Source organism: [Limnothrix rosea] IAM M-220 (genome assembly GCF_001904615.1).
GTDB lineage: Bacteria > Cyanobacteriota > Cyanobacteriia > Cyanobacteriales > MRBY01 > MRBY01.
Genome location: NZ_MRBY01000025.1, coordinates 32,132 through 55,125 on the forward strand (window position 1 = coordinate 32,132; position 22,994 = coordinate 55,125).

At 46.0% G+C, this 22,994-nt stretch carries 23 protein-coding genes and 1 pseudogene; 15 read left to right on the forward strand and 9 right to left on the reverse strand.

Annotated elements, in window-relative coordinates:
- Positions 1–65: 65 nt before the first annotated feature.
- The 4 genes from NIES208_RS11050 to NIES208_RS11065 form a co-directional block, all read right to left on the reverse strand.
- Positions 66–701 (reverse strand): diguanylate cyclase, encoded by a 636-nt coding sequence (locus NIES208_RS11050; RefSeq protein WP_075892692.1) that lies wholly within the window; start codon positions 699–701, stop codon positions 66–68.
- A 122-nt stretch (positions 702–823) separates the two neighbouring features.
- Positions 824–1,645 (reverse strand): M48 family metallopeptidase, encoded by an 822-nt coding sequence (locus NIES208_RS11055; RefSeq protein ID WP_075892694.1) that lies wholly within the window; start codon positions 1,643–1,645, stop codon positions 824–826.
- 20 nt (positions 1,646–1,665) lie between these two features.
- Positions 1,666–2,250, reverse strand: coding sequence for an RdgB/HAM1 family non-canonical purine NTP pyrophosphatase (gene rdgB, locus NIES208_RS11060; protein ID WP_075892696.1), 585 nt, complete (start codon positions 2,248–2,250; stop codon positions 1,666–1,668).
- A 133-nt stretch (positions 2,251–2,383) separates the two neighbouring features.
- Positions 2,384–2,596 carry a high light inducible protein gene (locus NIES208_RS11065; RefSeq protein WP_084176606.1) on the reverse strand — a complete coding sequence of 71 codons (213 nt, stop codon included), beginning with the start codon at positions 2,594–2,596 and terminating at the stop codon, positions 2,384–2,386.
- 331 nt (positions 2,597–2,927) lie between these two features.
- Between NIES208_RS11065 and NIES208_RS11070 the strand changes: the two genes are divergently transcribed.
- The 7 genes and pseudogenes from NIES208_RS11070 (at position 2,928) to NIES208_RS11100 (ending at position 8,827) form a co-directional block, all read left to right on the forward strand.
- Positions 2,928–3,962, forward strand: coding sequence for a ribonucleotide-diphosphate reductase subunit beta (locus NIES208_RS11070; protein WP_075892740.1), 1,035 nt, complete (start codon positions 2,928–2,930; stop codon positions 3,960–3,962).
- 179 nt (positions 3,963–4,141) lie between these two features.
- Positions 4,142–4,495 (forward strand): STAS domain-containing protein, encoded by a 354-nt coding sequence (locus NIES208_RS11075; protein WP_235641377.1) that lies wholly within the window; start codon positions 4,142–4,144, stop codon positions 4,493–4,495.
- 45 nt (positions 4,496–4,540) lie between these two features.
- Positions 4,541–4,930, forward strand: coding sequence for a Mini-ribonuclease 3 (locus NIES208_RS11080; protein WP_075892742.1), 390 nt, complete (start codon positions 4,541–4,543; stop codon positions 4,928–4,930).
- 550 nt (positions 4,931–5,480) lie between these two features.
- A pseudogene (gene rlmB, locus NIES208_RS19795) lies at positions 5,481–6,332 on the forward strand (23S rRNA (guanosine(2251)-2'-O)-methyltransferase RlmB); the annotation flags it as partial.
- A gap of 134 nt (positions 6,333–6,466) precedes the next feature.
- Positions 6,467–6,736, forward strand: a complete 270-nt coding sequence (locus NIES208_RS11090) for a DUF1816 domain-containing protein (RefSeq protein WP_075892702.1) — start codon at positions 6,467–6,469, stop codon at positions 6,734–6,736.
- Between the two features lie 269 nt (positions 6,737–7,005).
- Positions 7,006–7,893, forward strand: coding sequence for a glycine--tRNA ligase subunit alpha (glyQ, locus tag NIES208_RS11095; protein ID WP_075892704.1), 888 nt, complete (start codon positions 7,006–7,008; stop codon positions 7,891–7,893).
- A gap of 64 nt (positions 7,894–7,957) precedes the next feature.
- Positions 7,958–8,827 (forward strand): fructosamine kinase family protein, encoded by an 870-nt coding sequence (locus NIES208_RS11100; RefSeq protein ID WP_075892706.1) that lies wholly within the window; start codon positions 7,958–7,960, stop codon positions 8,825–8,827.
- On the opposite strand, the gene NIES208_RS11105 is transcribed toward NIES208_RS11100, so the two are convergent.
- A complete protein-coding gene (locus NIES208_RS11105) occupies positions 8,808–9,437 on the reverse strand; it encodes a TIGR04282 family arsenosugar biosynthesis glycosyltransferase (RefSeq protein ID WP_075892708.1) in 630 nt (209 codons plus the stop codon). The two genes, NIES208_RS11100 and NIES208_RS11105, sit on opposite strands and share 20 nt — an antisense overlap.
- Positions 9,438–9,935: 498 nt before the next feature.
- Between NIES208_RS11105 and NIES208_RS11110 the strand changes: the two genes are divergently transcribed.
- A complete protein-coding gene (locus NIES208_RS11110) occupies positions 9,936–10,775 on the forward strand; it encodes a mechanosensitive ion channel family protein (protein ID WP_075892710.1) in 840 nt (279 codons plus the stop codon).
- A gap of 261 nt (positions 10,776–11,036) precedes the next feature.
- On the opposite strand, the gene tsaB is transcribed toward NIES208_RS11110, so the two are convergent.
- Positions 11,037–11,681, reverse strand: coding sequence for a tRNA (adenosine(37)-N6)-threonylcarbamoyltransferase complex dimerization subunit type 1 TsaB (tsaB, locus tag NIES208_RS11115; protein WP_075892712.1), 645 nt, complete (start codon positions 11,679–11,681; stop codon positions 11,037–11,039).
- Between the two features lie 225 nt (positions 11,682–11,906).
- Between tsaB and rpsN the strand changes: the two genes are divergently transcribed.
- Positions 11,907–12,209 (forward strand): 30S ribosomal protein S14, encoded by a 303-nt coding sequence (rpsN, locus tag NIES208_RS11120; RefSeq protein WP_075892714.1) that lies wholly within the window; start codon positions 11,907–11,909, stop codon positions 12,207–12,209.
- A 246-nt stretch (positions 12,210–12,455) separates the two neighbouring features.
- Complete coding sequence (locus NIES208_RS11125) at positions 12,456–12,707, forward strand: DUF7219 family protein (RefSeq protein ID WP_075892716.1); 252 nt, start codon at positions 12,456–12,458, stop codon at positions 12,705–12,707.
- A 75-nt stretch (positions 12,708–12,782) separates the two neighbouring features.
- Here NIES208_RS11125 and NIES208_RS11130 read toward each other — a convergent pair whose 3' ends face one another.
- Positions 12,783–14,447, reverse strand: coding sequence for an ABC transporter substrate-binding protein (locus NIES208_RS11130; protein ID WP_075892718.1), 1,665 nt, complete (start codon positions 14,445–14,447; stop codon positions 12,783–12,785).
- A 217-nt stretch (positions 14,448–14,664) separates the two neighbouring features.
- On the opposite strand from NIES208_RS11130, the gene NIES208_RS11135 reads away from it, so the two are divergent.
- The 4 genes from NIES208_RS11135 (at position 14,665) to NIES208_RS11150 (ending at position 17,961) form a co-directional block, all read left to right on the forward strand.
- Complete coding sequence (locus NIES208_RS11135) at positions 14,665–15,144, forward strand: hypothetical protein (RefSeq protein ID WP_075892720.1); 480 nt, start codon at positions 14,665–14,667, stop codon at positions 15,142–15,144.
- A 238-nt stretch (positions 15,145–15,382) separates the two neighbouring features.
- Positions 15,383–16,921, forward strand: coding sequence for a 4-alpha-glucanotransferase (gene malQ, locus NIES208_RS11140; RefSeq protein ID WP_075892722.1), 1,539 nt, complete (start codon positions 15,383–15,385; stop codon positions 16,919–16,921).
- Positions 16,906–17,289, forward strand: coding sequence for a DUF1818 family protein (locus NIES208_RS11145; protein WP_075892724.1), 384 nt, complete (start codon positions 16,906–16,908; stop codon positions 17,287–17,289). The genes malQ and NIES208_RS11145 overlap by 16 nt, the downstream gene beginning before the upstream one ends.
- A 189-nt stretch (positions 17,290–17,478) precedes the next feature.
- A complete protein-coding gene (locus NIES208_RS11150; protein WP_075892726.1) occupies positions 17,479–17,961 on the forward strand; it encodes an AAC(3)-I family aminoglycoside N-acetyltransferase in 483 nt (160 codons plus the stop codon).
- A 181-nt stretch (positions 17,962–18,142) separates the two neighbouring features.
- Here NIES208_RS11150 and NIES208_RS11155 read toward each other — a convergent pair whose 3' ends face one another.
- Complete coding sequence (locus NIES208_RS11155; RefSeq protein WP_075892728.1) at positions 18,143–19,108, reverse strand: aldo/keto reductase; 966 nt, start codon at positions 19,106–19,108, stop codon at positions 18,143–18,145.
- Positions 19,109–19,260: 152 nt separating this feature from the next.
- Between NIES208_RS11155 and NIES208_RS11160 the strand changes: the two genes are divergently transcribed.
- A complete protein-coding gene (locus NIES208_RS11160) occupies positions 19,261–20,595 on the forward strand; it encodes a CmpA/NrtA family ABC transporter substrate-binding protein (protein ID WP_075892730.1) in 1,335 nt (444 codons plus the stop codon).
- Here the strand turns inward: NIES208_RS11160 and NIES208_RS11165 are convergent.
- Positions 20,592–22,799 carry a hypothetical protein gene (locus NIES208_RS11165; protein ID WP_075892732.1) on the reverse strand — a complete coding sequence of 736 codons (2,208 nt, stop codon included), beginning with the start codon at positions 22,797–22,799 and terminating at the stop codon, positions 20,592–20,594. The two genes, NIES208_RS11160 and NIES208_RS11165, sit on opposite strands and share 4 nt — an antisense overlap.
- Positions 22,800–22,994: the final 195 nt, after the last annotated feature.

The following is a 22,994-nucleotide window of genomic DNA, read 5'->3' on the forward strand; positions in this document are numbered from 1 at the left end:
CCTCCGTGTCTCTTTTTCTCTAAAGAATTTTGGCTACATTCTTATCCATAACTGACGTTAATCATCTAAGACGCAACATGGTAGCGATCGCCGCCCTCTTCTACAGCCTTAGCTGCAGCAATCTCAACCGATCTAAGCCAAACAGAAAGGTCATCTTCTGCCGTGGGAATAAAACTCACAATGCCCATACTGACAGTGACGTAGGGCGCTATGGGAGAACCCTCATAGGGTATCGCTAATTTACGAACCTGTTCTTGAATAATTTTAGCTAAACCAATAGCTTTAGTTTCAGTAACGTTCGGCAACAAAATCCAAAATTCCTCGCTCCCCATGCGACACACACATTCCCCAGCCCGCTTCACATTGCGATCAATGACCTGGGCGATCCCATAAAGACATTCATCCCCCACAATCTGTCCATAGGCTTCGTTATATTGCTGGAAAAGGTCTAAATCACAGGCAATTAATGACATTGGTTGTTGATTCCGTTTACCCCGCTGAAACTCCTGCTCTACAAGGGGCATAAAATGTTGCCGCGACAAAACCTGCGTGAGTGGATCTTTCGTTCTCATTTGTTGGAGAAATTCGAGATCTTCCGCAACCTTAAGCTTTAACTCCGCATTTTCATTCTTGAGTTTACGCAGAACGATCAATAAACCAATGATGATTAAAGTCAAAAAAACAATCAAAATGACAGGCATATTACTTCTTAAAACAATAATTTAGATCGAGACGCTCTACCTCGATGGGAAGCCATCACTACTCAGAAAAAAACGCGCTTCTCTGGTTTTCTTGCGCCGCACAATGTCATGGAGCCACCATACTAGGACTCCTTGAGCATTTCCGGTAAAGGTGTGTATTCCCCAATGGGATAATCCTTGGCCGCAATCAGTTGCTCCAAAGCCGTAACCCGTTTGGCCGGGGCTGGATGGCTAGCGAGAAAATCCCAATTTGCACCAGCATTTTCTGAGAGACGCGCAAAAAAGTCCGTTGCTCCCGCGACTTGGTCATAGTTTTTATAGAGCAAATCTAAGCCGTATTGATCAGCTTCTTTTTCTTGGGCTTGGGAAAAACGAGTACTGCTAATAATCTGAGCGGCATCGGCAATAAAAGTCACATCACCGAAAATACTAGAAATCACGGTGCGAATCACCAAAGCTTTACCGATACTGCGGAGATGGTCGCGATTGGCGAAGTGACCAATTTCATGACCCAATACCATCATGAGTTCATTTTCCGATCCCATTTGGTCAAGTAAGCCTTGGTAAACCAGAATTGTATCTCCCGGAATTGCGCCAGCGTTCACCACTTCTGTGGGAATGTAAAGCACTTGGTAATCACGATAGGCTTTGGAGTCTGGGGAAATATGCGCTTCTAAATCGTTGACTAATTCGTTAAGTTTGTCTTGCTGGGGCGAGTCGAGGGATTGGGGTTCGTAGGCTTTGACGATCGCCTGACCGAGTTGCTGTTCCCAGCTCACGGGCATTTGGACAATTAGCCAGTTTACGGCAAAATTTAATAGCCAAATTAATAAAATAATCAGACAAAGAAACATCCCACCGAGAGTAATGAGTTCTTTGGTTTCCGGAGGCTTGTTGCGATCGCTCCATGGCTGATCAGAGAGGGGGTCTTGGGATTCGCTCATTATTACCACTTCCTATTCCACTAAACTTGTTCGTTGCCGAGGGCAGTCACCTGCGGCAGTATTTTCTCGAAGGCTTTGCCGCGGTGACTAATGCGATTTTTTAGCTCCCCAGACATCTCTGCGAAGGTCTGTTGATATTCTGGCACATAGAAAATTGGGTCGTAGCCAAAGCCGCCATCCCCTTGCATTTCCCGTAAAATTTCGCCGGGACATTCCCCTTCAGCTTTCGCGGCAATGGTGCCATCTGGTCGGGCGATCGCCACCGCACAGATAAATTTTGCCCGTCGGTTAGGATTTTCTCCTAAGTCCTTGAGCAATCGGTCAATGCGATCTTGATTAGTTTTGCCATACCGTGCCGAATACAAGCCCGGCGCACCACCTAGGGCATCTACCGCCAAACCCGAATCGTCGGCGATCGCCCACTGCCCCAGAGCCTTTGCCACCTGAGAAGCCTTTAGTTCCGCATTTTCGAGAAAGGTTGTCCCAGTTTCTTCAATCTCTAATTCCGGTGGCTTGAGCTGCAAATTCCAAGCTGTATCGTGGAGATACTCCTGCATCTCAGCGACTTTACCCGGATTGCCCGTCGCCACAACAAGCACTGCCATAAACCTTCCTCAAAAGAACCACGTCTAATTCTAAGAAAATTCCCCAAGAAAAAAGACGGTATGAAACCGCCTGTTACAAACTTATGCTGTTGAAGTGTCATTTGGACGAAAGCAAAACGCTCTCAAATTGTCTCTACTGGAAAATACCGATTACGCCATGGCCAGTGAAAACTTCGAGGAGCAACAAGGAAGCAAAGCCGATCATTGCAGCGCGACCGTTAAACTTTTCCGCGTATTCAGTGAAGCCAACACGGGTGTTTTCTTCCACAACAATGTTGGGCTCGATCGCAAAATTGTTCATTTTGCCTTGCTCGTCAACGATGCCGCCTTTCATTTTGGTAGCCATAGGTGATTAAGTTCCGTAGAGATAAATAATTTGCTTTTTTATGATGTCCCTATTCTAATGAAAATTGTAACGTTTTGCAACATATCAATCTCTCTACTTGACATTTTTACTTTTGCTTAATTTTTGTGCCGAGCTTGAGTTTAGACAAAATGACTGAAATTTCTGGTACAGGATGGGCAAAAGACCGTCGTAAATAGGGTAATAAAAAAGTTTTTGGCAAACAATAACGCCAAGGGTGGTGTGAAGGGATTTTTTTCCTTACACTAGTAATTTGAAAGACTTTTTGCGTGGCGATCGCCCTCTAGCTATGACACAAACCCTCCTCGACCGGATGCCCACCAATCCCATCTTTAATCCCGATGGCAATGACGACGTTAGTCACCGCTCTGTGTGGTTCGGCGAAACAACAAACCTAATGCAACTGAACGATGTGCGTTACTCGTGGGCGGTTGGTTTGTATCAACAGATGCGTGAAAATTTCTGGATCCCGCAGAAGCTGGATATTACCCAAGATGTTACGGATTATTGGAATTTAACGTCTGAGGAGCGGCGGGCTTTTGACGGAATTTTGAGCTATCTGACGTTTCTCGATTCGGTTCAGACCTGTAATCTGCCCCACATTAAAAGTTCGATTACCGCCCCAGAAATTAGCCTCTGTATGGCGGAGCAAATTTCCCAAGAGGGCATGCACAACCAGTCCTATCAATACATGATCGAGACGATTATTCCCAGTGAGCGCCGTAATCATGTGTATGAATTTTGGCGGACGGATAAAGTGTTGCGGGATCGCTGTGAATATATTGCGGGTTTCTATCAGCGCTATATCGATAGCCCCACACCCGAGAACTATTTCATGGCGCTTCTCGCCGACTACATGTTGGAAAGCATGTATTTCTACAACGGCTTTATCTTTTTCTATAACCTCGCATCTCGGATGTTGATGCCCGGCTCTGCGGACATTTTTAAAATGATTAACCGCGATGAACTGAGTCATGTGCGCCTTTTCCAGAAGCTCATTCCAGAGGCAATGCAGACCTTTACCTATTCAGAAGACATGATCTATGAAATGTTTGATCGTGCTGTGCAATATGAGTGCCAGTGGACAAATCATATTGTCGGTAATGATATTTTGGGGATCACTGAGCAAAGTACGGAAGTTTATACGAAGTATTTAGCAAATATGCGCCTCAAGGCCATCGGTCTTAAGCCTATCTACGAAGGTGATCTCTATAAGAAGAGTCCCTATCGCCATTTAGAGCGATTTTCTGATACGAAGAAGGCGGGCAATACGAAGGCCAACTTCTTTGAGGCTGGGGTGACTAGCTATGTCATGTCTTCTGGTGTGACGGGTTGGGACGAAATCTAGACGAAATTCTAGGGGGATTGGGCGATCCATAGGGGCGATCGCCCTACACTCGATCTGGGGGGGCTACTTCCCTTAAAGATGTGTTGGGAAAAGGTTACGTCAATGCTTATATAGTATAGAATTGGCGTTACGCTGAAGTTCCGAGAGAGGAGGAAAGAGCCATTCCTGAGCCACTAAATTTGACGGTAAGTTTGAGAGGCACTTACGAAGTCGTCGATAATCAATATCAAATTTTTCGCTTAACGGGCTTACTAGATGCCTTTTCCGAGCCTGTTTTTACGTCTGTGATCAAAGAGCGGATTGATGCGAAACCAAGCACAATTATTTTATCTCTAGCACAAATTGACTTTGTGGATAGCTCCGGCATTGGTGCCCTTGTTCAGCTGGTGAAATACACACAAAATGCTGGCGGCACTATGCAGGTGGTGACAAATCCTCGTGTTACCCAAACTGTAAAGTTAGTGCGTTTGGAGAAATTCCTCTCCCTCCGCAACTCTATTGATGAGGCGATCGCCAACCTCAATAAAAAGTGATTGTCATATTATTTGGACGCAACAAAGCCCCAATCAAGTTCTTTTTTGTTTACTCCATCAATCTCTGATGAGCATCTCAAGCAGTTATCTCCCACAGCATTAGCCTATGTGGGAGATGCTGTTTATGAACTATTTATCCGCTGCCATTACCTCACGCCACCGAATCGGATTCGCACCCACCATCAACGGGTGGTCGATGAAGTTAAAGCAGAAACCCAAGCGGCGTATCTCAATATTTGGGAGCCGACATTACAGGCTCTAGAGCTTGATATTGTCCGGCGCGGCAGGAATACAGCATCGGGCAAACCGAAGCGAGTTAGCATAGACATTTATAAGCGTGCCACTGGCTTTGAAGCTTTAGTCGGTTATTTGTATTTAACAAATCAAGAACGCCTCACAGAATTATTGGCACTTTTACCGCTAAAACAACTTTAGCCTGCTATAGTGAAAAGCCTTTGATTGTTATTTTCCTTTAGTTCGCCGTCATGCAGTGCGACAGTAAGCATTACGACGGATGTTTTAGAAGGTCTGTTACTCACGATCGCCGCAGATTTTTTTGATTGAGATTTTTTTTCACCTAGACAAATTCATGAATAAGCCCCATCGTTCGGAGTCCGGAAAAAAGTACGGCAAACCTTCCCCCCATAAAGGCAAGGGAGGCGGAGATCGAAAGCCGAGCAAACGATACGGAAAATCTGCCTATCGGGATGATCGAGGTGGTCGCCGGGATGAGCGTAGTGATCGTTTTAGCCGGGATGAGCGCTCTGAACGGAGTGGCGAAAGGCGGGATGGCGATCGCCGTTATGGAAGGGATGACCGTGGCAGAGGTCGGGACGATGAGCGGCGCGGTGGTGGCCGCTTTAATCGAGATAATCGTTCCTTTCGTGGTAATGACAACCGTTCCTTTGGCCCGAAAAAACGTCGCTTTGATGGCGATCGCCCCCGCTCAAACCACCGCGAGAAACCCGTTACAAAACATGGGGATGACAATAGAAAGCCCACCCCTGAAACATCCTCCTACGATGCCCCTCAAAATAACGATGTCACAGCAGAATCCGACACTGCAGACAATGATCTTGTTTATGGTCGCCATGCCGTTTTTTCCGTATTAGAAAATGGCCGCACCTTTAATAAGATTTGGGTTACCTCAAAGCTGCGCCACTCCTCTAAATTTCATACCCTGCTCCAACAGGCGAAAGCCCAAGGCTGTGTCATTGACGAAGTAAATATGACCCGCCTTGACTACCTAACAGAACGAGGCGTTCACCAAGGCATTGCAGCACAAGTGGCTCCCCACGAATATATGGAGTTGCCCGACCTGATCGAACAAGCCAAAGCCGCAACAACAGAGCCCGTCATTGTCATTGCCGATGGTATTACTGATCCCCATAATCTCGGTGCAATTATTCGTACCGCCGAGGCGATCGGTGCCCAAGGGATCGTGATCCCCCAACGTCGCGCAGTGGGGATCACTTCCACCGTCGTGAAAGTAGCCGCCGGGGCGATCGATCATTTTCCCGTTGCCCGCGTCATTAACCTCAGCCGCGCCCTCGAAGAATTGAAAGAAGCTGGCTTCTGGATTTATGGCACAGCAGCAGGGAGTAGTAAAACATTACACAATACAAAATTTGATGGCGCTGTAGGGTTAGTTATTGGCTCAGAAGGGCAAGGGTTGGGTCTCCTTACCCAAAAATGCTGCGATGAGCTGGTGTCTATACCAATGGTCGGCAAAACACCCAGTTTAAATGCCTCCGTTGCAGCGGCGATCGCCCTCTATGAGATCCATCGCCAAAAGCTGACAAAGCAGACCACCATTAATCTCGCTGATACACCCTAAGAAGGTTTTCAAAACGAGAAATAAGTTATATACAAAAAGGAGAATGATCCGTAATCCGGGATTTCTCCCTATTCCGTAAAATAACCACCAAAAGCATTTTTTCAGAGTAGATTACTCACCACTCAAGGGAAAATATGAAAGAACTTTTAACTACACTCTTAGATATCGTCGGCCTTGCTTACTGGCTAGAAATTACGACAGAACAACCAGAATGCACCTACTACTTTGGTCCCTTCGCTAGTCGAGAAGAGGCCGTTTCTGCCCAGTCAGGCTACCTAGAAGATTTAGCCAACGAAGGTGCAGAAAATATTCGAGTTAACCTCAAACGTTGCTCTACTCCCAAAGAATTGACTATTTTTGATGACGGCACAGTAAAAAAAAATCTAGTCCCGGCGTTTAGCTAAAATAGGCGTTCAAAACCAAGAATTCTTACTCAAATTTTGTGATGTCGGTTTCCTGAAACTCGTTTTTAGGAAACTTTTGTGTGTTGATCCATGGGAAATCTTATTGTTTAAACGGTTGAAATTATGTTTTGTATCAATGCCGGTTCGTCATCCCAAAGCAATATAGTTATTTGATAACGTTGGCAGGAGAATCATTGACCAGTAAGGCGTTGTGCTATCTTCTTATGGGACAATAACTAATTCGCAAAGAGCGTTTGAGGCAAAGAAGCGTGTCGTTAAATTTTCAATCTATCATCGCCACATTAAATCAGTTTTGGAGCGATCGCGGCTGTCTCATCGCCCAGCCCTACGACACAGAAAAAGGGGCAGGCACCATGAGTCACCATACATTTTTGCGGGCGATCGGACCGGAGCCTTGGTCTGTCGCCTATGTTGAGCCCTGTCGCCGCCCTACCGATGGACGCTACGGCGAAAATCCAAATCGCGTCCAGCATTATTATCAGTATCAAGTCATCATCAAACCATCACCGGATAATATTCAAGAGATTTATATTGAGTCCCTGAAGGCGCTGGGGATCCATCCTGAGGATCATGACATTCGCTTTGTCGAGGACAACTGGGAATCGCCAACTCTCGGCGCATGGGGTGTGGGCTGGGAAGTTTGGCTGGATGGTATGGAAATTACGCAATTCACCTATTTTCAGCAGTGTGGCGGTATTGACTGCCGTCCTGTTTGTATTGAGATTACCTATGGTTTAGAGCGTTTGGCGATGTATCTGCAAGAGGTGGATGCCATCACAAAAATTCGCTGGAATGACACCACAAATTACGGTGATATTTTCCTCCAAAGTGAGATTGAGCAATGTACTTACAATTTTGAAGCGTCTAATCCAGATTTACTGTTTAAGTTGTTTGCATTGTATGAGGAGGAAGCCCAGCAGTTGATTGAGAAAGAGCTGGTGATGCCTGCTTTGGATTATGTTTTGAAATGCTCTCATTCGTTTAATTTGCTGGATGCTCGTGGTGTGATTGCGGTGGCGGAGCGCACGCGTTATATCGGTCGTATTCGGAATATGGCGCGGCAGGTGGCTCATCTTTATCTTGCGCAGCGGGAAGAGTTGGGTTTTCCCCTCGCTCCGGAGGCGATCGCCAAATAGTTTAAGACAGTAAAAGCTTTTAAGCTGAAACTCTAAGAATTTCCGGACTGATAGGAGAATGACAATGAGTGGTTTCTGGCAAGATATTGCGAGCCATATTACAGCTGTGACGGGCCATAAATTTGAGCTGGAAACTCAAGGTTCTGTTGGTGGTGGCTGTATTAATGAGGGTTACAAAATTACGGGGCTTGGTCAACAATATTTTGTCAAACTCAATCGTCCGAATCAATCGGAAATGTTTGCAGCTGAAGCTCTCGGTTTACAGCAGATGAAGGCGACGGATAGTATTCTCGTGCCTCAACCGATTTGTTGGGGGGAAACCCAAAGTAATAGCTATATCGTTTTAGAGTGGTTAGAGCTGGGTTCTGGTGGGGCGAGTGCTTGGCAGGAGATGGGACGAAAACTGGCGGCCATGCACAGGGCTGGTGGCTCGGAGCAGTTTGGCTGGGATCGCAATAACACTATTGGCTCAACGCCGCAAATTAATACTTGGTGTGATGATTGGGCGGAGTTTTGGGCTGAAACTCGCATTGGCTATCAGCTGCGTTTGGCAAATCGTCGGGGGGGTGGCTTTCCGGATGCGAAACTGGTGATGGCTAGGATTCGGGATATTCTTCAGGATGTTATGCCTCAACCGGCTTTAGTGCATGGGGATTTGTGGTCTGGGAATGCGGCGATCGCCGCCGATGGTACACCAGTGATTTTTGATCCGGCAGCCTATTACGGAGATCGAGAAGTTGATATTGCGATGACCGAATTATTTGGGGGATTTCCGCCTAGTTTTTATCAGGGCTACAACGAAGTTTGGCCATTGGACGCTGGCTACGGCGATCGCAAAGATTTGTACAATCTTTACCACGTGCTGAATCACTTTAATTTGTTTGGTGGTGGCTATGGCTCCCAAGCAAAACGGATTATTCAGCGGTTGATGTAACCTTTGCAGCTTTCACTTTTTCCCAAATCGCTAAGTCTTCGGGATAGTCAATATCATTTAAAGGGCGCAAAATTTTAGTAGAAAGATTTAGTTTTGCTGTGCGCCGCAAAGTTTCCGTCAAAACAGTATCGATGCCCCATGCCATATCTTGAAATAATTCTGGGATCAGTTGTTGTAAACCAATGAGATAGTAGCCACCGTCAGTCGCTTCTCCCAACACGACATCATGTTGCTCTAATGCCACAAATGCTTCCTCTAAAATTTCGGCTGTAATTTCTGGGCAGTCGATGCCAATCACTACAGTGCGTTGATAATCATTTTTTTTGCTCTGTTGAATCGAGTGGATCAGGCGATCGCCTAAACCCTTTCCTCGTTGAAGTTTAAACCGCCAATGCTCCCCAAGCCAAGCTTGCATTTGCAGCAAACCTCCCCCCGAAAAATAAATCGTGACATCTGCGGTTAAGCCAGAAACTTGCTCTAAAGTGTGCTCCGTCAGCTGTTTTTGTAGCGCCGCTGCCCCTGCTGCTCCTAAGGCTGGAATTAGCCGCGTTTTCGTTGTGCCGGGAATCGGGTAACGCGTGAAAATAATCAGGTGATTAGGGTGGGTCATAATTGCTTGAAATAGATGCTAGAAAATGGTGAGTTTACATATTTATCGACTATATCGCCCTCCCATCATGATCGATGACAATAGACCCTCCACCTGTCGAGTAGATTGATTAACATCACCCAAAACTTAGTTGATTTTTAAGTTCTATTTTTTAGGTTGCATTTATTGATCTTAACGACGACCTCCTAGGGAAAGTTTAGAAAAACGACTAAAACATCAAAAAAGTAAACCTTCCTCTTCTATCGGTAATCCACAAAAGGTAATTTATTCAAATAAAAATCACTTTAACTCATTATCTTTTTTGTTTTTTGTCTGTCATAAAAGCTTACCAGTCAAAGCAGTTCTTAAAAGGTACTAGCACTAATAGAACAAAGTCGATAAAAAAATCTCAAAATTGTAAATGAGTAATGCACATTATTGATTTTTATTGCCAAAGAAACAGAATAAAAGATGCTTGATTATTGTGAAAGGAGACTTTTATAGGCATATCCAATATCAATGTTTTTTTCTCAAGTTCCCGTTGATACCTCCCAAATTTCGGGTATTGTCAGCACTTTACAAACACAGTTAACAGGGCTTGCTTTAAAGCTGGGTGGCGCAATCCTGCTTTGGCTCGTCGCAAGTTGGCTAATTCGCAAATCTACAGGTTTGCTATCTCGTCTCCTCCAACGCCAACAAATTGATGCAACCCTCATTCGCTATCTCGTCAACTTCATTGGGGTAATGCTCAATGTTGTTTTAGTTGTTGCGATTTTGGGATATTTTGGCATCGAAACGACATCTTTTGCGGCTTTATTAGCGGCAGCTGGTATTGCCATTGGTGCAGCATGGAGCGGTCTACTCGCGAACTTTGCGGCGGGTGTCTTCTTGATCCTGTTTCGTCCTTTTGCTGTGGGAGATTTTATCGAAGCTGGTGGGGTTATCGGTACGGTTAAGGAGATTGGTCTCTTCGTGACGGCGATCGATACGATGGATAATGTGCGCACCATTGTCGGCAACAATACTATTTTTGCTGGCAATATTCAAAACTTCTCGGCGAATCCCTATCGGCGTGTTGATCTTGTGGCACAACTGAATCATAGTGTTGCTCCTGATCAGGCGATCGCCCTCCTTCAGGAAAACCTCGCTAAGATTCCGAATATCATGCAAGATCCTGCCCCTGATGTAGAGATTTTAGAGTTTAACCTTGCGGGGCCAGTGTTAGCGGTGAGACCCTATTGCAATAATGATCATTACTGGCAAGTTTATTTTGATACCAACAAAGTGATTCGTGAATCCTTCGGAGAAGCTGGTTATCCGACACCAGAAAATCACTATGCTCTACGGCAGGTTTCTTAGTTTCTAAACTGACTTTGAATCGTTTTGCTAATAGTCTTCTCTTCAATTTTGAGGGGAAGATTTTTTATGGGTTAATACTTTGCTGGCATGCAAAATTAAAGTATGTTCAAAGCTATCAAAGTTAAGACGTTAGATAAACTTTAAAGCCTTATCCTATAGGGGTTTAACATGTTAAACCCCTACTAATTTTGCTGACCATGACTATATCAATATTTTTATGGCTACTCGTTATTAATATTGATCTAAATCATTTCATTCGATTCAGCGAGCTTTAGTTTTATGAACAGGATGCTGGCCATAGAAAGGGGTGACTTTTCCCCAGGGTGAATCTGGATTTTGTTGCCACTGGAGATACGCTAAATCTAAAACATCTACAACTGTTATTCCTAAATCATCGGGCGATCGCCCAACCATAGCCTTTTCTTCCAATGCCAATTTTTCAAACGTTTCTGGCAAAAATAATTGGTCTTCGACAACTGTTGTCACGCCTTCACTCGTGATTCGATAAATTGCCCCAAAAACTTCGCCACGACGGGCAGGTAAAGAAATTGCGACTTTTTGATTTGTTTCTGTTGAGCATAAATGCCAGGCGATCGCCGCCAACGTTGAAATACCGTAAAGGGGTAAATTAAGCTGTTGCGCCAAAGTTCTCGCAACGACAACACCGATTCTGGTGCTGGTAAAACCACCGGGGCCTTTCGCAACGGCAAGGAATTTGAGGCTCTCCCAAGAATGATCTGCCATAAAATTTTGCAGATAGCTATGGAGCTCTGATGACAGGGCACGTCCTAAATCCCACACCTGAGAATGGCGATCGCCCGTTTCAAGATTGAGACTCGCAAAACCCAATTGCGGTGTTGTCGTATGAAACGCTAAACCCAATTGACTAGAATTAGCAGTGACCATATGTGAGCAGCTTAAAAAAAATTGGTGTGGCAAAGCGACCTTTAGAATAATCTCAAATGAGTAATTTCGCCTCCTTGCCTTTGGCTTTTACTAGACTTCGCAGTTGTCTCACCCTAGGATAATCAATCACCATTGACCTTTCCCGCCTTGTACATCAACGAAATAAAGCTTGATTAGTGTAGAATTAAAAATGCTGTCTTTATATGAAAACTTTAAAATAATTTCATGGCAAAGAAATCAATGATTGAGCGCGATAAGAAGCGTGCTCGCACAGTCGCCAAATATGCGGCAAAGCGCACGGCTCTTAAAGAAGCTTTTAAAAATGCAGAAGATCCGATGCAGAAGCTCGAGATTCACCGCAAGATTCAAAATCTTCCCCGCGATAGTTCCCCGACCCGCATGCGTAACCGTTGTCAGGTTACTGGTCGCCCCAGAAGTTATTACCGTGACTTTGGCCTCTGCCGTAACGTTCTTCGTGATTGGGCACACCAAGGTCTACTTCCCGGCGTAGTCAAATCTAGCTGGTAGTCTTGCGCTAACTATAATTCTTATTTTTTATTTTTAACCGTATTGCGTCATCGGTGGGTGGAACTAGAGAGTTTCACCTTTTTTATTTTCTATCTATAGGAATTTTGCCTAGGACGGAAAATTTCGGGCATGATTTATCTAGGGGCGACAAAGTCATCGTTATCTTGCTTTGTTGCCAAACTTTGAGATGCCATTCCGTTACACTGTGAAAGATTGCAATTGCACATAAAAGATTAGGCGATCGCCATGACAGAGGATTCCAACAAGGAACAATTTATTTATCCGAAGGAAAGCTATCGCGGTGAGTTTAAGCTTGAGCATGTGGCTTTTAATGCCAATTTGCAAGAGTTTGCAAAGAAAGTAAATATTATTTGCAACCTTGAAACAAACGGTAAAATCACATCCAATGATGCTTACCAAAGGATTAAAGAACTCTGGCGACAGCTAAAAAGTAGTCGCAAAACTCTCAAGGTGCCAGACCAAGAAGATTTAGATTAGTACTTGTACAAATAGATTTTCTAGGGCTTCTTGATCCTGCGGCGATCGCCTGATGGGCGGGTAATTTTTTGGACTTTACTTTTCAATGAGCCACAACGGTAAACTTTGGCTGGGATTGACGGCGAGCCCTTGAATATCACTTTGGGCAAAAACATATTCTGTCCCCTGCCAAATGGGAATGTAGGGAACATCGGCCGCCATTAGATCCTGGATTTCCGCAAAGATGGCTAAACGTGCTGCGGGATCAGTTTCCGTGCGCTGGGCATCGATCAGCTCATTCATTTTTTCGCTCCAGTAAAAAGAGCCTTGGTTTTGGGCTCCGCCAGATTCACAGCCCGTCGCTTCGCTCCCTTCATCGCAATCCAACATCGGATGAATATAGTTGTCCGCATCAAGGAAGTCGGGATACCAATTTCCAAGGGCAGCGGGATAAACGCCCTGGGCAATGTTTTTAAAGAAGTTTGCCCCTTCGACGCTACTGGGTTCAAAAACAAGCATGCCTTCAAGCTCTCGATCAGCAAATTCCTTGAGAGTTGTGGCGATAATGCCTCGTGTCGTTGAGCCAGACGGATACCAGAGGGGCACAACGGCCGGAGCTTCAGCGCTAAAGCCAGCCTCGGTGAGTAGCGTTTTGGCAGCTTCAATTTCAGCGTTGCCATAAACCTCTTGGAATGTGGGTTCTGATGCAGGGAAAGATGTGGGAATCAAGCTATACAACGGATCTGCTTGTCCTTGTAATACTCGCTCATTAATTAAATCTCGATCAATGAGATGGGCGATCGCCTGTCGGACTTCTAGCTGGTCAAGGGGGGCAAGATTACGATTGAGCACCATAAAATTCACCGCAGTGCCATCGGCTTTGAGGGCTTGAACCGTACCCTGTTCCGCATCGGCGAGGAGATTGGTAATTTGCTCAGGCTCAAGGGATTGGTAGGCAATATCAACCGCACCAGTCCGCAAAGAATTGAATAGGTTTGCCGCGTTACTACCGAAAATTTGTAAATCAACGCCTGCATTTCTCGGCGCATCCCCCCAGTAGTCACCATTGCGGTCGAGCTTAATGGTGTCGCTATTAAACTCAGTCAAAACATAGGGGCCAGTGCCCACCAAGGTATTCGGCGCAAAATTTCCAGCACCAATTTCATAGGCAGCAGGAGAAACGGCACTAGCTCCAGCAAAAGCAAGTAACGCAGGAAAAGCGGCAAAGGGTCGTTGGAGCGTAATGGTTAATTCGTACTCACCTGTGGCTTCGACGCTTTCAATAATGTCGCCGAGGAGAAAGGATGGTTTGCCTTGGTTTTGGATGAAACGATCAAGGGAAAATTTCATTGCCGCAGCGTTGAAGACTTCGCCGTCATGGAAGTTCACGCCTTCGCGTAGAGGAATGGTGTAGGTTAAACCATCTTCGCTAATGGTGGGCAGTTCTGTGGCAAGAAGAGGGACTATTTCGGTTGTGCCCACATCATAGGTGTAGAGACTTTCGGTGACGTTATAGATAATGTTTAGTCCAGCGATTTCATAGCTATCGGCGGGGTCAATTGTCCGGGGTTGCGCTGTTGTGCCTACCAAAATCCGACTATCGGCACTCGTCGTTACTTCTTCTGTGCTCGTGCCTGTATTTGTATCGGTTTGGGGGGCGGGGTTACAACCGACCAAAGTCGCGCCAACAACTAGGGCGATCGCCGCCGAAGTGTAAACCGATTGGTGTAGCTGATGAAATTTTCTGGACAAACTGAACATGATTGATCGCAAACTCACACTAGGAAATTCGTCTGATCATATCGGTATTTGCTCCTTGTCGGTCATTTCTCCGGTGTCTAGGGCTAGGCCTCGATGTCTCAGTAATCCTACGGAGTCGCCTAAAAATCTTCATCACAACTTTAAACACTAAGAAAAGAAATATGTCATATTAATTTTTGATGATTATTAAAAATATCGGGGTTTGGGTATGACTTTCATGAATAAAGTTTGGTTGTCTATTGCTACACTAACATTGGCGATCGCCCCAGAAATTGTTCAGGCACAAAGCTTTGATTTAAATCAACTACCCACAAAAAATTATCAGTCTTACCCTAGAGAAATCCCTGAGAAAAAATGGACTTCTTTATTCTTCCAAGCATCGCGCTTGTATGAGCGGTCACAGGCCTTAAATTGGGAAGAACAGTATTTTAGTGAAGCCATTACGTTAAATAATGAAGGTTCGGTTTTAGGCTGGTATAGAAAAGATGGTGATGATGAAAATCAACATTTTTTAGTGAGAACAAATATTCAAAACTGCCTTAATAATCGCACTTCCCATTCTGTTTTATTTGTTGAAAGATGGGATGGTCGTAATCTAAATTATCGCCGCAATTCCTATAGTTATGAAAGGGTGGATTCTCTTGCGGTTAAAGAAATCTGTGACTCGGCGATCGCTGAACATAAAAAACGCATTTAAAGATTTTTTTCTAGTTTTTAGTGATCAAAAAAATACTTTTCTGGATTTTAGGCATGAAAAAACAAGTCAAGTATCCCAAGGCTGTATTTTTGGTGAAGGTTATCAAAAATTAGGACAATAAATCCGATATCCGCGAATCATAACGAAAACCCGTAAGGAATCGTTAGACAGAGGGTCGCCACCGAAAAGCACTGTTACCATTGCGAGTATAGAAAATTTCAACTCGTTGCTTGACTATATGTTTGATCGTCGCGCCAGTGGTGTTTTACTGCATCCAACTTCTCTGCCCGGACGTTTTGGTATTGGAGATTTAGGATCGCAAGCCTATCGTTTCATTGATTTTCTCGCCAAGAGTGGTCAACAGGTTTGGCAGGTATTGCCGTTGGGGCCGACGGGGTTTGGAAATTCTCCCTATCTTTGCTATTCAGCCTTTGCGGGCAATCCGATGCTTATTAATCTTGAGTGGTTAGCATCAGAAGGTTTGCTGGATCAAAGTGATCTTGATAGTGCGCCAGAATTTTCTAACGAGGCAGTGGACTACGACAAGGCGATCGCCTTTAAAATGCCCTTGCTCAAAAAAGCCAGTGAACGGTTTCGCACTTCCGCAACGGCAGAGCGTAAAGAGCAATTTATCGAGTTCTGCGAAGACCAAACCTACTGGCTAGAAGACTATGCGCTGTTTATGGCAATCAAGGCAGAAAATGACGGAAAATCATGGTTTCAGTGGGAGCCAAATTTAGCGTGGCGCGAAACGGAGGCGATCGCCCTCAAGCGCGAAGAACTCAAAGAAGCCGTCTTTTTCCATAAATATATCCAGTCAGAATTTTTCCGCCAGTGGTCAAGTCTTAAGGGATATGCCAACGACAAGGGCATTCGTATCTTTGGGGATTTGCCGATCTACGTTGCCCACGACAGTGCCGATGTTTGGGGACACCCGAAGATTTTCCGCCTCGATTACAAAACAGGAGCAGCGAAATGGATGGCAGGTGTACCACCCGACTACTTCAGCGAAACCGGACAGCTCTGGGGTAATCCCGTCTACAACTGGCGTAACCTCTCCCGCACTAATTACGCTTGGTGGATTGAGCGGGTTAAAACAATGTTGACCTTTGTCGATATTGTGCGTATTGATCACTTCCGGGGTTTTGAAGGATTTTGGGCGGTTCAACAGGGCGAAACAACGGCGATGAATGGTCGCTGGGTGAAAGCAAAGGGTGATGAATTTTTCCAAATTTTGAAAGATACCCTTGGTGATTTGCCGATTGTGGCAGAGGACTTGGGAGTCATTACGCCTGAGGTGGAAGCGCTGCGCGATAAATATAATTTGCCGGGCATGAAAATTCTTCATTTTGCCTTTGACAGCGATCGCGCCAATCCTTTTTTACCGTTTAATTACGTCAATCGAAATTGCATTGTTTACACCGGCACCCATGATAACGACACCACAGTCGGCTGGTTTGATAAGCGGGACGATGACGCAAAATCCCGCGTGACGGAATATCTCGGTTGCGTTGGCGAAGAAGGGATTCACTGGGCGTTAATTCGGTTGGCGATGGGTTCGGTTGCGAATCTGGCGGTATTCCCCCTACAGGATTTGTTAGGTCTTGGATCAGAAGCAAAAATGAATACTCCCGGCATTGCCGCAGGCAACTGGGAATGGCGTTATTCTGCTGAAATCTTGTCCGACGCACTAATTTGGAAATTCCGCTCGGTGACTTACATGTATGGGCGTGATTCTGGTTATGAAGAACCAAAAGAGGAATGGAGCGAATCTTAAAAAAAGGGACAGGTTGGCGGCTGGGCTGGAATCCGGACTCAATCTGTCCTTTTCAAGGCTTGGTCGGGGCGGATGATTGGGCTGTAGAGCTGACGGCAGCAGAGTTTTCTGATTTTTGTCGCCTCCTCACCCAACTTGCGGATACTGTCGCGGCGATCGCCCCTGAACTCATGGCAGAGGAAAAGATTTCTATCGAAGCAGAAAGTGATTTAATTTGGCTCGAAATCGAAGGTTATGCCCACAGCTACAGTCTGCGAATGCTTGTGCTGCAAAATCGTAATACAGAGGGAAACTGGTCGGCGATCGCCGTTCCTGAGCTGGTTAAACTTGCTCGTATTTTTAACGAAACGCAAGAGCTACCTATGTGACGATATGATGGCCGGGAAATTCCGTGGGGTGAGGTGGCAGAAAATAGGATTGGGGCGATCGCCGCGACGAATGATTTAATCGATGCTAATCGCGATTGGGATTATTTAGCTAAGGTTTTGCAAGATATTCTGGTCGGTGTGAAACGCTAAAAAAAAGCAGAAGCATGGGATTAACGAGCAACGCACATTATGAGTTTTACCAATCCTCCCGCAGAAATTCGACAACTTGTCACCACTGATCTTCATTTAATGCGTCAGTTACTTGATGTCTTCGGTGATGCCTTTCAGGACAAAAAATCCTACTGCAACCATCAACCGACGGATGAGTATCTACAAAATCTATTAAATTGTGATTACTTTATTACCCTTGTTGCATTGAAATCAGAACAAGTGGTGGGAGGATTAGTCGCCTATGAATTTCAGAAATTCGAGCAAGCCCGCAGCGAAGTTTATATTTATGACCTTGCCGTTTTAGAAGAATACCAAAGACAGGGGATTGCCACCGCTTGCATTGAGAAAGTTCGGGAGATTGCCGCAGTGCGAGGCGCTTATGTCGTTATCATTCATGCTGAGAAAGACAATGATCCAGCCATAAATCTCTATAGCAAACTCGGCATCCGGGAAGATGTTTTGCATTTTGATATCCCTATCCCAAAGCAAAGCCCAGACTGATCGAGGATCCCTCTGCCTCCGGCATCTCCCTTTGAAAGGGGAGACAAATTTCAGCAGAATCGAGACAAAAAGGAATAAGGCAAAATCTGTGACACTCATTATCTGTGACACTCATTGCCTCCCTTACGAAGGGAAGTGGCGAAGCCGGAGGGATCTTTCTTGAATTATCGTTACCTTTTCCCTAAGACCAATCCCACAACATCGGATTATCATCGAGCGGCTCGGTGACCGTACGACCAATCTTATTAATCTTTTCCAAATCACCCTCACTAAGCTCTACTTGTAAAGTGCCCGCATTGGCGATCGCCTGTTCAGCATTTCTAGCACCGACAATGGCCGAAGTTTGGGGTTGTTGGATGAGCCACGCGAGGGCGAGCTGTGCCAAAGTGCAAGGATTTGTAGCGGCGATGGGACGGAGATGATCTAGCGCCGTTTGTACCCGCTGATAATTGTCCTTATCTGCGTAGAGACGATTCCGAAAACGATGGTCTCCCTCCGCAAATTTATGATTGAGATCAAACTTGCCCGTTAGGAAACCCTGAGCTAGAGACGAATAGGAAATGATCGAAATATTATGTTCAACGCAGTAGGGTTGTAGTTCTTTTTCGATTGCCCGCCAAAACAACGAGTAGGGCGGCTGAACGCTATCGATTTTGCCGTACTCTGAGGCCTCCGCAATTTGTGCCGCAGAAAAATTGGACACTCCGATCGCCCGGATTTTACCATCGGCTTTTAGCTTAGTCAGGGCTGTCATCGTCTCTGCCATGGGCACTTCATCATACCCCCATGACCCCGACGGCCAGTGGATTTGGTAAAGATCGAGGTAATCGGTCTGGAGATTTTTGAGGGAGCGATCGCAGGCCTCAAGGACATCATCATATTTAAGATGATTTGCAAAAACTTTCGTGAGTAATTCCACCTGATCACGACGGTCGGCGATCGCCTCAGCCACCCGTTGCTCAGCATAGCCGTCACCATAAATCTCTGCCGTATCGATGGTCGAAATGCCATTATCAACTGCTGCTCGAATTGCTGCGACAATATCAGAATCTTTTATGTCCGCCCAATTTCTCTTTCCCGCTTGCCATGTGCCCATAATAATAGGGCTAATAAAAACATCGCTACTGCCTAGTTGTCGCTTTTCCATTACAGTTGAACCTTATTGCTTTTCCCAATCTTAGACAAAATCCCAGAATTCCCTAGTCACCATGGGTATTCTGTATCTATGCAATGACCATGGAATTGCGATCGCCCACCCTAACCCGTAGAATCTAAAAAATTTAGACTAGTAACCTTTCCATGAAACGACGCCACTTGCTTAAATACGGAACTTTTGCCGCCTGTGGTTATGGACTAGCTGCTTGTCAAAATCTCCCCGCCTTCAAAAATTCTGTCACCACCGAGCCGCCCCAGCCGCAACCGCTCATGACCGTGGCTAACCCGGCAAGATTGGGGAGACCCGAAAAAACAAAACTTGCCCTCGGCTACGCCCCAACGATATCTGTATTGCCTTGGCTGGTGGCTATTGAAGCAGGCTTTTTTGAGCAATTTGGCCTAGAGGTTTCCCTTTATAAACAGCCCAATATGGCCGAGGTAGAGCGGGGTTTACTAGAGAGTCGCTTTGATGCTGCCATTACGCCTTTTTCATTGCCCCTCATGAATCAGCTCAAAAATCCGCGCATTGATTTTGTGGCGTTAATGCAGTTGCACCGCCATGGTGGTGTGTTTACCCTGTCCCAAGATAGCTGGAACAACAAAGTACGCTCTAGTATCGACTACACAAATTTTGAAGAATTTAAGCGTGACTACCGCGACTATGTGAGGGCATTGCCCAACCGTTCGTTTGGTGTAGATAGTCTCTACAGTACGTCTGCCTATCTTTATCGCTATTGGTGGGCGGCCATGGGCTTCCACCCGGAACTAGATATAGAGTTAGAAGAGTTTGCGCCGTCAGAGCTTCCTCATAAACTACAGGCGAAGGCTGTGCATGGCTATTGCAGTCTGGAGCCTTGGGCACAGGAGGCTGTGAAGAAACGTCAGGGTTATATTGGTTATTTGTCTAGTGAGGTCTGGCGCGGTCATCCCGGCTCTGTGGTTACCACCGATGCTGGTTGGGTTAAGGAAAATCCGAATACTGCTAAGTTGCTTATTGCGGCGAGTTTGATGGGTTGTCAGTATTGCCAAGATTCAGCTAATGCTGAGGCGATCGCCGCCCTTGCTAGTGAACCCCTCGATACCCACCGCTCCAATATTCAAACTGTTTTAGATGGTCGCTATTTCTATGGTGGTGATGGCGATCGCCCCATTTCCCGTAAAGATAGCCCTATTTGGTTTGACCTAGGTAAGCGACTTAAAGCACCGGATCATGCTAACTATTGTTGGCATTCCCACGGCATTTGGCTGTTGACACAAATGGCTCGCTGGCAGCATTTTGGGTTAACGTCCTATCCCGATAATGCGGATACCTTGGTTGCTGCGGCCTACCCGAATGATCCCTATAAAGAGGTTGCCGAAGCCTTTGAGATCAAATTACCGCCGGATCCCCTGCAGCCGGAGCCACCCTTTGTTGATCAGCGTCGCTTTATGCCGGATCAGCCTGTGCGCTACCTCAACCAATTTAAGATTCGCACCTAAAGCTCATTAAAAATTCGGCGGGTACTATCCCAACGTTTTAGGGTGATTTGGTTATTTTGATCTCGAAAGACAAGGGCTGCTGTGCCACCATCCTGTAAATCGGCGATCGCCTTTAATGGGGTGATGTTTGGATCGTCTAGTTCGCTGTAGAGCAGGTCGCCTGTATCCGAGAAAATAAGATTGTAGGCCGTTAATCCTTCATTTGCCGCCATAACACTGGGTGTTGCTAATTTACCCTTTGCATCTAAATAAATCTGGATGCGAGCTTCAGCGTGGTTATTGCCCGTCAGCTCTACCGGAGAGACCTGCCAAGCACCGAGTTCGGCCTTGAGGGTGCTGAGGCTAGGCGGAGTATTTTCAGAACGCAAATTGCTCGCCCGGAGATGTCGCCACAAATTCATTAAAATTAGGTCTACCCAAGCTGGTTCAATGGCGGCAAGATCGCGCAGGCTAAGGGTATTGGGGGTGAGCCAACGTAGGGTCGTTTGACTAAAGGCAAAGTTTGAACCAGTCCTATTCTTTTGCATCCCTTCGACAAGGAGTTGTAGTTTGCCATTGCGGAATTTGGCTGCACGGACTTGCCCAAAGGGTTGACTGGTGGGTTGGTGCATATCGGCGCTACCGACATTAATGGTGGCGTTTTGATCCAGTCCCAGAGTTTGCCATAGGGATTGACCGGGAACGAAATTTGAGACATCAATGGTGAAGGGGGCTTGCTGCCACTGCTGCCCGTCAAAAAAGCGACTCACGTCTAAAATATGCCAGTCACGGTTTTGGTCGAGGGCGATCGCCTCACTTTCTGGCTGGAGCCACTGGCTCGGCTGAATACGACGGGCGGGACGCACCTGACCCATTAATTTACTATCGGCGCTGAGGGCGCGGGTTTGCTGACTGAGGGCTGTTTCGACGTTTTTGAGGGTTGTTTCGATTTTGCCCTGGAGCTTATCGTCAATTTTTTGATTGGTCTTAATGGCGGCGATCGCCGCCTGGGAACCATCTTGGGCAGTTAGGGATAAAAATTGCCAAATGGTGACCGCTTCGCGAAAGGGATCAAGACTACGGAGAGCCTCTAGGCGGCCTTGTAAATCGTTGCCGCTCGCTTCTAGGAAGGCCACTACCGTGCTCACGACTAAGGGATCATCAAAGTTATTTTGCAACAAACGTAAGGCTTCGTTAACGTCCCCGGCGCGCAAACAGTGATTAATAGTTTGACCAACATTAAGGGTGGTTGATTCGCATTTTTCGGTGGCGCGTTTACTGTGGTAGGCAATGAGCTGAAATTGATTTTCGGCGGCTTCTGTCCATTGAGAGGGCTTGAGGGTTTGTTTGATTTCGACGAGCTGCCGCTGGGCGATCGCCCATAATTTCAACTCAGCTAATTTGATCGCTTCTTGGTAAACCGGTAAATCCAAGGCTGCTTTTTCAAGGTTAACGGGCAATAAAATTGGCGCACTATGACTTTGCTCGACGCGGAAAATTTCAAATTCTGGCTCCAGATTACGGCTCTGATCCACCACAAACTCTAGCTCACGGGAGGCGATCGCCTGTTCCCAGCGGGGACTATTACCCGCCGCACTTTGCCAAGTGAGAAGATTTACCAATTGTTTTTCGTAGGGATCGTAATGTAACAGCACACCATAGCGATCGCCCGTTGTTAAATCTGAAGTGACATTAGTGCCTTCTAGGGATAGCCAATAATTATTATCCCCTTCCCGGGGCAACAGCTTAAATTCCGAAAAATTATTCAGAGCCGCAGTACCAAGGCGCACTTCACTGAGCAGGCTATAGCGCTTTTCCCCAGTGACATCACCCTCAGTAAAATACACCCGTAACGCCGTAATTGCCTCACATTGAGTCGTTGTACAATCCTGAACCCTTTGCCAAACGGGCACAATCATTTCATCGCCTAGGTAGAGGGGCGCACCAAGGCTAAGCTGCTTTTCTTGGAGTTCTGCCTCAATTTCAGCGAGATTTTGGAGGGGATTGCTCAGGGCAATGGGTACATGGCTCCAGGCGGGCAAAAAACGGTTGAGCCACAAAATGGAGTTGGGATCGAGCAACAATAATAAGCCCAGCCACAATCCTACAAAAATGCTACTGCCAGCGGTCATCAGTACGGCGATCGCCCCAAACTTTGGCCAACCGGTGGGACGAGTGGGAAGCTGTAGTTCCGGCAGTTTGTCGTTGGATTTTGCAGAAATCATAAAAAATGCCTGGTCAGAGTCAAAGTGTCAGCAAACGCCATGTTTTAACCAATGTAGCTGTAATTTTCACGAACTGAATCGATATTTAACTTTCTTTGTTGTCCCAGTCAACATTACCCAACGTGAGTTTTGCTTAAGCATCTCGGAAGTACGACGCGGTGAATGGGAGAGCGAGAGATCGGGAGATGTTTCTAT

Bases quoted from the DNA above. Each gene is read 5' to 3' on its own strand.
- NIES208_RS11070 (WP_075892740.1), top strand. From the start codon at position 2,928: ATGCCCACCAATCCCATCTTTAATCCCGATGGCAATGACGACGTTAGT.
- NIES208_RS11160 (WP_075892730.1), top strand. From the start codon at position 19,261: ATGAAACGACGCCACTTGCTTAAATACGGAACTTTTGCCGCCTGTGGT.
- NIES208_RS11065 (WP_084176606.1), bottom strand. From the start codon at position 2,596: ATGGCTACCAAAATGAAAGGCGGCATCGTTGACGAGCAAGGCAAAATG.
- rdgB (WP_075892696.1), bottom strand. From the start codon at position 2,250: ATGGCAGTGCTTGTTGTGGCGACGGGCAATCCGGGTAAAGTCGCTGAG.
- NIES208_RS11110 (WP_075892710.1), top strand. From the start codon at position 9,936: ATGTTTTTTTCTCAAGTTCCCGTTGATACCTCCCAAATTTCGGGTATT.
- rpsN (WP_075892714.1), top strand. From the start codon at position 11,907: ATGGCAAAGAAATCAATGATTGAGCGCGATAAGAAGCGTGCTCGCACA.
- NIES208_RS11130 (WP_075892718.1), bottom strand. From the start codon at position 14,447: ATGTTCAGTTTGTCCAGAAAATTTCATCAGCTACACCAATCGGTTTAC.
- NIES208_RS11100 (WP_075892706.1), top strand. From the start codon at position 7,958: ATGAGTGGTTTCTGGCAAGATATTGCGAGCCATATTACAGCTGTGACG.
- malQ (WP_075892722.1), top strand. From the start codon at position 15,383: ATGTTTGATCGTCGCGCCAGTGGTGTTTTACTGCATCCAACTTCTCTG.
- NIES208_RS11090 (WP_075892702.1), top strand. From the start codon at position 6,467: ATGAAAGAACTTTTAACTACACTCTTAGATATCGTCGGCCTTGCTTAC.
- NIES208_RS11145 (WP_075892724.1), top strand. From the start codon at position 16,906: ATGGAGCGAATCTTAAAAAAAGGGACAGGTTGGCGGCTGGGCTGGAAT.
- NIES208_RS11165 (WP_075892732.1), bottom strand. From the start codon at position 22,799: ATGATTTCTGCAAAATCCAACGACAAACTGCCGGAACTACAGCTTCCC.
- tsaB (WP_075892712.1), bottom strand. From the start codon at position 11,681: ATGGTCACTGCTAATTCTAGTCAATTGGGTTTAGCGTTTCATACGACA.
- NIES208_RS11135 (WP_075892720.1), top strand. From the start codon at position 14,665: ATGAATAAAGTTTGGTTGTCTATTGCTACACTAACATTGGCGATCGCC.
- NIES208_RS11055 (WP_075892694.1), bottom strand. From the start codon at position 1,645: ATGAGCGAATCCCAAGACCCCCTCTCTGATCAGCCATGGAGCGATCGC.
- NIES208_RS11155 (WP_075892728.1), bottom strand. From the start codon at position 19,108: ATGGAAAAGCGACAACTAGGCAGTAGCGATGTTTTTATTAGCCCTATT.
- NIES208_RS11150 (WP_075892726.1), top strand. From the start codon at position 17,479: ATGAGTTTTACCAATCCTCCCGCAGAAATTCGACAACTTGTCACCACT.
- NIES208_RS11125 (WP_075892716.1), top strand. From the start codon at position 12,456: ATGACAGAGGATTCCAACAAGGAACAATTTATTTATCCGAAGGAAAGC.
- NIES208_RS11050 (WP_075892692.1), bottom strand. From the start codon at position 701: ATGCCTGTCATTTTGATTGTTTTTTTGACTTTAATCATCATTGGTTTA.
- NIES208_RS11105 (WP_075892708.1), bottom strand. From the start codon at position 9,437: ATGACCCACCCTAATCACCTGATTATTTTCACGCGTTACCCGATTCCC.